At 69.3% G+C, this 8,480-nt stretch carries 4 protein-coding genes; 2 read left to right on the top strand and 2 right to left on the bottom strand.

The window, feature by feature from the left end:
- Positions 1–3,405, top strand: a 3,405-nt coding sequence (locus tag BUE42_RS31160) for a beta strand repeat-containing protein (protein ID WP_143171877.1), incomplete at its 5' end; no start/stop codon positions are given.
- 160 nt (positions 3,406–3,565) lie between these two features.
- Here BUE42_RS31160 and BUE42_RS31155 read toward each other — a convergent pair.
- Both BUE42_RS31155 and BUE42_RS31150 read right to left on the bottom strand, forming a co-directional pair.
- Positions 3,566–5,479, bottom strand: coding sequence for an EAL domain-containing protein (locus BUE42_RS31155; protein WP_073469369.1), 1,914 nt, complete (start codon positions 5,477–5,479; stop codon positions 3,566–3,568).
- Positions 5,480–5,501: 22 nt separating this feature from the next.
- Positions 5,502–6,173, bottom strand: a complete 672-nt coding sequence (locus BUE42_RS31150) for a transglutaminase-like cysteine peptidase (protein WP_073469371.1) — start codon at positions 6,171–6,173, stop codon at positions 5,502–5,504.
- Between the two features lie 284 nt (positions 6,174–6,457).
- On the opposite strand from BUE42_RS31150, the gene BUE42_RS31145 reads away from it, so the two are divergent.
- Positions 6,458–8,290, top strand: a complete 1,833-nt coding sequence (locus tag BUE42_RS31145) for a TolC family outer membrane protein (protein ID WP_073469367.1) — start codon at positions 6,458–6,460, stop codon at positions 8,288–8,290.
- The last annotated feature ends 190 nt before the right edge of the window (positions 8,291–8,480 follow it).

The following is an 8,480-nucleotide window of genomic DNA, read 5'->3' as shown; positions in this document are numbered from 1 at the left end:
CAGACCATCACCATCGCCGCCGGCCAAACCAGCGGTACCAGCGCCGCCTTCAATGTGCGTGCCGATGATGCCTACGTGCAAGGCAGCCAGACCGTCACCGTCGGCATCAACGCGCACAGCGGCGGCAACTACGAAGCGCTGACCACCACCAGCACCGCCAGCACCACCGTCACCGACAACGCCAGCGCTACCACCGTCACCCTCAGCAGTTCGGCCAACTCCGTCGTCGAGGGTGGCAGCGTCACCTACACCGCGACGCTCGACCACGCCGTCACCGGCACGGCCCTGGTGCTGAACCTGAGCAACGGCCAGACCATCACCATCCCGGTCGGCCAGTCCAGTGCCAGCGCCCCGTCCTATGTGCCGCGTGCCGACGATGCCTATACCCAGGGCACGCAGACGATCACCGTTGGCGTGGCATCCAGCTCGGGCGGCAACTTCGAGTCGCTGACCACCTCGTCGACCGTCGCCACCTCGGTCGCCGACGACAGCGACGTGACCACCGTCAGTCTGTCCGGATCGAGCACCGTCACCGAAGGCGGCTCAGCCACCTATACGCTGACACTGAGCAATCCCGCCTCCAGCGCCGTCACCGTCACGCTGAACTACGCCGGCACCGCGAGCAATGGCACCGACTACACCGGCGTCACGACCGTCACGATCCCCGCCGGCGCCAGCAGCGCCAATTTCAGCGTCGCAACGGCGGCCGACGGCCGCGACGAACCGAACGAATCGATCGTGGTCTCCATCGGCACCGTCAGCGGTGGCGGATTCGAGGCCATCGCGCCGCATGGCACGAACAACACGCTGACGACCTCCCTGGTCGACAACGACCCGACCCCGACGCTGTCGATCAACAACGTCACCGTCAACGAAGCCGCCGGCACGGCCACCTTCACGGTGACGCTGTCGGCCGCGTCCGGCCAGGCCGTCTCGGTCAACTACGGCACGTCGAACGGCACCGCAACGGCCGGCTCCGACTACACCGCGGCAACCGGTACGCTCAACTTCGCCGCAGGCTCGACCGTCCAGACCATCACGGTCCCGATTGCCAACGACACCACCGCCGAAGCGACCGAGACCTTCAACGTCACACTGAGCGGCGCCACCAACGCGACCATCGCGGTGGCCACCGGCGTCGGCAGCATCGTCGACAACGACCAGCCGCCGGCGATCGACCTCGATTCGAACAATTCCACCGCCACCGGCATCGGCTACGCGACCACCTTCACCGAGAACGGCTCCGGTGTCTCGATCGCCGATTCCGACATCAAGATCACCGACGTCGACAGCGCATCGCTGGCCAGCGCCACCGTCACGCTGACGAACGCCAAGAGTGGCGACGTGCTGACCGTCGGCACCCTGCCGGCGGGCATCACCGCCAACGTCGTCGGCAACGTCATCACGCTCAGTGGCGCCGCGTCGCTCGCCAGCTACGAAACGGCGATCCGCGCGATCACCTTCTCGAACACCAGCGACACGCCCGACACCACCAACCGCGTTATCACCGTCGTCGCCAACGACGGCACCAGCAACAGTGCCACCGCGACGACGACCATCAGCGTGGTCGCGGTCAACGACGCCCCGGTGGCCCACAGCGACGACGCCAACGTCACCGCTTCGGCCACGCTGAGCGTCACGGCCGCGAACGGTGTGATCCTGTCGGCGGCCACACCGGCCGGCACCGACACCGATCCCGAAGGCGATGCGCTGACCGTCGCGTTCGCCGTCGCCGGTACCGGCACCCCCGCGACCGCGATCACCGCCGCCGGCACCGCCATCACCGGCACCTACGGCACGCTGACGCTCAAGAGCGACGGGAGCTACAGCTACTTGGCCAGCAACGCCGACGCCGTCGCCACCGGCAGCACGGTCAACGACGTGTTCACCTACCAGGTGAAGGACCCGAGCGGCGCCACGTCGAACGCGACGCTGACGATCCACGTCAGCGGCCAGGCCGATACCCTGACCGCCGGCACGCCGACCACGACGGTGATCACCAACACGCAAGGCTTGAACGGCGAGTACTACGGCTACAACGAAAGCACGGTAACGGGCAACCGCCTCCACAGCGACGACGCGAGCGTGGGCAACCTCGACCGCGTGTCGGACTTCAACACGCTGGTCAACGCCCGCAATGCAGCCATGGGCGGCAGCAACGCCATCCTCGGAACCTCCACCGCCGCCGTCACCGGCACGGTCGATGCCCGCTTCCTCGCGAAGACCATCGATTACGGCAGCGCGCCTGACGTCACCAACTCGCTGGGTTCGAACAAGAACATCGCAGCCGGCGCCTCCACCTCGTCCCTGACCGACGCCAACAGTTCGCTGTACAAGTTCCTGCACCGCACCGCGGGCAGCGATGCCGGCTCGCTGACGATCGAAAGCGGCACCGGCGCCGGCAGTGTCATCGGCACGGGTCCGACCAACGGCCTGGGCACCACCACCGACGCAGGCGTGCGCCTGACCGGCGAGGTGTACATGGCGGCCGGCAGCTACGACATCCGCGTCACCGCGGACGACGGCTTCCGCCTGAAGCTCGACGGCCATCAGGTCGCGATCTTCGACGACATCCAGTCGCCGACCACCCGCGTCTACACCGGCGTACCGATCACCGGCGGGCTGACGGCGCTGGAGCTGCTGTACTGGGAGCAAGGCGGCAACGCGGTGCTGAAGATCGAGATCAAGACCACCGGCACGGCCGACTCCACGTACCAGACGCTGGGCACGAGCAACTTCGCGATGTTCAGCGACGCGAATGCGCCGACGCTGTCGGACACGCAGGACATCATCGTGAGCGGCGGCCAGTACGTGATCCGCACCGGCTCGACGCTCGACGGCGGCGCCGGCAACGACTCGCTGACGGGCAGCGCCGCCCGCGACAAGCTGATCGGCGGCGACGGCAACGACTCCCTGAACGGCGGCGACGGTGCCGACACGCTGATCGGCGGCAAGGGCAACGACACGCTGGTCGGCGGCCTGGGCCACGACGTCTTCCAGTGGAAACTCGCCGACCAGGGCACGACCGCGGCACCGGCGCGCGACGTGATCACCGATTTCGACAACACCACCAACTCGGGCGACGTGCTGGACCTGCGCGACCTGCTGGTCGGCGAATCGCACACGGCCAACAACGTGACCACCGCCACCAACATCGGCACCAACAACGCGACGGCGATCACGGTCGACCACGGCAACCTGAACAACTACCTGCACTTCTCGGTGGTGGGTGGCAACACGGTGGTCGAGGTCAGCACGACCGGCGGCTTCACCGGCGGCACCTACAACGCCGCCGCGGTGAACCAGGTGATCACGATCAACAACCTGAACCTGACGAGCGGCTTCGCCACCGACAACCAGGTGCTCGACGACCTGCTGAAGCGCGGCAAGCTGGTGGTGGATTGACGAAGTTCCGTTCGCCCTGAGCAGGGACTGAGCCTGTCGAAGGCCCGGCCGTCGAAGGGTTGTGCCCGAAGCGCGCAAGGCCTTCGACAGGCTCAGGTCCTTCGACGGGCTCAGGATGATCGGGCCCTTCGACAGGCTCAGGGCGACCGGGTGCGTGCTGTCAGGCGTTCTCGCTGATCCACGGCCCGGTGGCCCCGTCGATGCCGCAGTCCCACAGGCGCTGCGCATCGGCGGCGCTGCTGACGCCTTCGGCGTACACCTGCAGCGACAGCCCGTGCAGCAGCGTCACCGTGCCGCGCACGAAGGCGGCGCGGTTCTCGTCGCTGCCCACGCCCTGCACGATGGCCGCGTCGAGCTTCACGTAGTCGAGCCCGGCCTCGAACAGCCGCGGGATCTTGCCCAGCCGCTCGCCGGCATGCTCGAGCCCGAGCCGGATGCCGGTCGGGCGCAGTTGCCGGCCCAGTTCCTGCAGCAGCCCGAAGTGCTCGACGGCCGCGCTCTCGGCCACCTCGAGCCAGATCAGCCGCGCCACCTGCGGCGCGTTCCACAGCAGCGCGCGCAGCCGCGCCGAGAAGCCGCTGTCGGACAGCGACGATGGCGACAGGTTCACGCAGCGCGGCTTGCCGTCGCGCGCCGCATCGCGCAGCGCGAGCGCGAGCGCGCATTCGTCGATGTCGACCGTGAGCCGGCTGCGGATCGCCAGCGGCAGCCAGCGCGCGGCCGGCTCGAACGTGCCGTTCGGCTCCAGCTGCAGGCGCAGCGGGCACTCCAGGTGGATCAGGTCCTTGCGCACGTTGACCAGCGGGAAGCTGACCAGGTGGGCGCGCTGCTGCCCGATCGCGTCGCGGATGCGCTGGCGCCACGCGCCCTCGCCCAGCATCGCGACGCTCGGGCCGCCCTCGCCGCCCAGTTCCACCGCGAACGGGCCGCGGCTCTCGGCCCGCGCCAGCGCGGCGTCGGCCTCGCTCATCACCTGGGCCATCGTCATCTCGCGGCGCAGTTCGACCGCGCCGACGCTGACCCCGGCTTCGGCGCTGAGGTTCGGCAGCACCAGGCTGAGCGCGTCGGCCAGCGCCTGCGCGGTCTCGCGCGCCATGCCGGCCACCGGCAGGCACAGCGCGAAGTCGGAGCCGTTCAGGCGGCCGATGAAGCAGCCCTTCACGCGGTCGCCGTACGGCCGCAGCGCCTGCGCCACGGTGGTGATCATGCGGTCGGTCTCGGCGTGGCCGAGCGCACGGTTCAGGTCGGCGAGGTCCAGCATGCGCAGCAGCACCAGGCCGCCCTCGGCCGTGCCGTCCTCGCGCTGCAGCGTCACCGCCAGCTGGCCGAGAAAGTGCGCGCGGTTCGACAGGCCGGTCAGCCGGTCGCAGTTGGCCTGCTGGCGCAGGCCTTCCAGCTGCTCGGCCTGTGCCTGGAACGTGATGCGCAGCCGCCCCACCATCGTGTTCATCGCCTGCGTCACGCGGCGCAGCTCGGGCACGCCGGGCTCGGGCACGGTGACGAACTCGCCGCGCACCAGCGCCTGCGCCTGGCCCACCACCGAATCGAGCGGCCGGCGGATGCGCTGGACCACCAGCGTGCCCACCCCACCGGCCAGCAGCCCGACCAGCCCGAGCGCCAGCGCCGACCACAGGCTGCTGCGCCACAGCTCGTCGTGCGCATAGCCGCTCTGGCTGATCAGCTCGACGCGGCCGAGCGCGCGCCAGCCGTCGGACACCTGGGCCACGCCGGGCTCGGCGCTGATCGGCACCAGGCGAACGAACCAGCCGGGGGCCTCGCGCGGCGCGCCGGAGGTCTCGCGCTGGAACGCGACGCTGCCATCGCTCGCGACGAAGCGGATGCGGCTGTAGTAGCCGCTGTCGAACTGCGCCGACAGCAGCAGGTTCATCAGCTCCTTGTCGCCATGCTGCTGCGACAGCGCGAGCGCGAGCGCGGTCGCGTTGTCGGTGTTCTTCACGCCGAGCTGCGTCTGCAGGTAGCCGCGCGCCGACTCGACCGCGACGGTCACGCTGCCGGCGAAGGCGAGCAACACCGTGCCCAGCAGCAGCAACCAGATCTGACGAATCAGCGACATGCTCTCTCCCTCGTTCGGAAACTCATTGGAACCCCTCGGCACGTGCCTTCGCAAGCACTTCGCGCCAGCGCGACAGCCGCACCGACGGATCGCCCGCGGCCTGTGCGCCGACGCCCTGCCACAGGCCGTCGCTGTTGAAGCTGAAGACGGGGGTCAGGTCAGGGCGCCGCGACGCGGGGCGCACGTCGGTGATCAGGTTGTCGAGAATCAGCGGCTCGGCGTCGGGGGCGGCGTACCAGGCGAGCACCATGTGCGCCTGCACGACGCCGTTCGGCCCGCCGATCTGCGCGCGCACGTAGACGAGCCGCAGCTTGGCGGTCGGCACGCCGAGCGCGAGCAGGCTGAAGTACTTCGCGATCGCGTAGTCCTCGCAGTCGCCGGCGCCCTTGCCCAGCGTCTCGAGCGGGCTGGCCCAGTAGTCGACCTGGCCCCAGACCTCGGTGTCGTCGCGGAACAGCACGCGGCGGTTGAAGAACTCGTTGACCGCCTGCAGCCTGGCGGGTTCGTCCAGCGCCTGCGCGGCGGCCAGCATCGGCTGCAGCGCGCGCACGCCATCGACCGCGCGCGGCGAGATGCGCTGCGCGGCGGTCAGCATGCGGTCGGCGTCCCATGCGCCCGACGGCATGCCCGCGAGCACGAGCGCCGCCGCCATCGCCCACGCGACGATGCCGCGGCGTGGCCGGCGGCAAGACATCACGTCGGGATTCGGTTCAGCGCTGTGCAAGTGCATCCAATGGAGTAGGCCCGACCTGAGGATGTCGTCATCGTGCGCGTTGACTTGAGTTCCCTCCGCCATGACGCAACGGAGCCCTGCAGTCTGTGAGAACTTGTTGCAAAAACGCTGCTCTCTGTACGGGTTGCGTGAAATACTGTGGCCGCCCCGGTGTCGCCCTGACCCGCCCGGGGGAGCAGTTGTAGCGCGGCCACTACACTCCCATCGAGTTTCACGATGGGTTCGCTCAGAGAGACAGGATCACGATGCAGTTGAAGACCAAGCGCTTGCTCACCACTGCCGCTGCCGCACTGGCGTGCACCGGCCCCGCCCTCGCGCAGAGCAACGACGCCTTGAAGGCAGCCGCCCAGAAGGCGGTCTCCTCCAACCCGGACGTCACCGGCCGTTTCAATGCCTACCGCGCCGCGTCCGATGCGATCGATGCATCGCGTGGCGGCTTCTACCCCCGCCTCGACCTGAGCGCCAACGTCGGCCGCGACCGCGACAGCATCGATTCGCGCACGCCCGAGAGCCAGTCGATCAGCCGCAGCGGCGCCGCGCTGACGCTGACGCAGCTGCTGTGGGACGGGCTGGGCACCAGCAAGGACGTGAGCCGCCTCGGCCACGAGCGGCTGGCCCGCTACTTCGAGGTGGTCGACGTCACCGAGCAGACGGCGCTCGAGGCGGCCCGCGCCTATTACGACGTGCTGCGCTACCGCCGCCTGGTGACGCTGGCCGAAGACAACTTCGTGCAGCACCGCGGCGCCTTCAACCAGATCAATTCGCGCGTGCGCGCCGGCGTCGGCCGCGGGGTCGACCTCGAGCAGGCTGCCGCGCGGCTCGCGCTGGCCGAATCCAACCTGTCGACCGAGGTGTCGAACCTGCACGACGTGTCGGCCCGCTACCAGCGCGTGGTCGGCGAGGCGCCGCCGGCGTCGCTGCCGCTGCCCGCGCCGCTGCGCCAGGCGATCCCCGCGACCGCGAACGATGCGGCGGCCGAGGCGATCCGCCGCAGCCCGACGATCAGCGCCACGGTCGAATCGCTGCGCTCGGCGCGCTCGCTGGTCTCGCTGCGCGAAAGCGCGTACCAGCCGAAGGTCGAGGCCCGCGTGCGCGCCGGGGCCGGCCGCAACTTCGACGGCGTGCAGGACCAGCGCCGCGACAGCACCGCCGAGATCGTGCTGAACTGGAACCTGTTCAACGGCGGCTCCGACCAGGCCCGCGTGCGCCAGCAGACCAAGCTGCTGACGCAGGCCGAAGACCAGCGCGACAAGGCCTGCCGCGACGTGCGCCAGGTCGTAGCGATCGCCTACAACGACACCCGCAAGCTGGTCGACCAGCTGAACTACCTCGACCGCAACACGATTGCGATCGAGAAGGCACGCGACGCCTACCGCCAGCAGTTCGACATCGGCCAGCGCAGCCTGCTCGATCTGTTGAACGCCGAGAACGAGCTGTACACCGCCAAGCGCTCGTATGCGAACGCCGAATACGACTTGGGCATCGCCTACGTGCGCACGCAGGCGTCGATGAACCAGCTGAGCGCACAGCTCGGGCTGACGCGCGACCAGGCGGCCCCTGAGGCGCCGGACGACGCGAGCGGCTGGTCGGCCGACGGGGACGCGCCGACGCGCTGCCCGGCCGACACCATCGTGTCGCCGCCGATCGATTTCGAGGCGCTGTCGAAGCGGGCTGTCTCGGGCACCTCGCCGGGGACGCCGATCGCGGGGGGCGTCTCGACGCCGGTGGTGGTGGCTGCGCCCGCAGGCAGTACACCGCTGCCGCGCCTGAACGACTGGGCTGCGGCCTGGGAGGCCAAGGACCTGCCGCGCTACCTCGGCTTCTACGCGCCCGGCTTCACGCCGGCGCAAGGCTCGGTCGCCGCGTGGAAGGCACGCCGCCAGGCGATGCTGTCGAAGACCGGCCCGCTCAGCGTGAAGCTCGAGAACATCGACGTGAAGTCGATGGGCCCGGGCGTCACGCAGACCCGCTTCAAGCAGACGTACCAGTCGAACGGCTACTCCGACGTCGCGATGAAGTCGCTGACCTGGCAGCTGATCGACGGGCAGTGGTTCATCACCAAAGAGAGCAACCTCTAGTCGGGTCTCTTCGCCTATCGGCGCGTCGCGGCGGGTGAGGGGATGGGCTGGGCTGGGGGCTCATGCCGGGGCGGTCGGCCCGGGGGCCGACTCCACGAAGAAGATCGGCTTTGGGGATGCATCGGCAAACTCCCTCCACTCACTTCGTTCGTTGTGGTCAAACAGTGCCGATGAGTATGTCTACGAAGCG

Origin of the sequence: Rhizobacter sp. OV335, assembly GCF_900142965.1 — a bacterium.
Classification (GTDB): Bacteria; Pseudomonadota; Gammaproteobacteria; order Burkholderiales; family Burkholderiaceae_C; genus Rhizobacter.
Note: the sequence above shows the minus strand (reverse complement) of the source record. Positions and strands in the feature narration are given on the sequence as shown.

What these genes read in the sequence shown, in the direction of transcription:
- BUE42_RS31145 (WP_073469367.1), top strand. Translation starts at nt 6,458, where the DNA reads ATGCAGTTGAAGACCAAGCGCTTGCTCACCACTGCCGCTGCCGCACTG.
- BUE42_RS31150 (WP_073469371.1), bottom strand. Translation starts at nt 6,173, where the DNA reads ATGTCTTGCCGCCGGCCACGCCGCGGCATCGTCGCGTGGGCGATGGCG.
- BUE42_RS31155 (WP_073469369.1), bottom strand. Translation starts at nt 5,479, where the DNA reads ATGTCGCTGATTCGTCAGATCTGGTTGCTGCTGCTGGGCACGGTGTTG.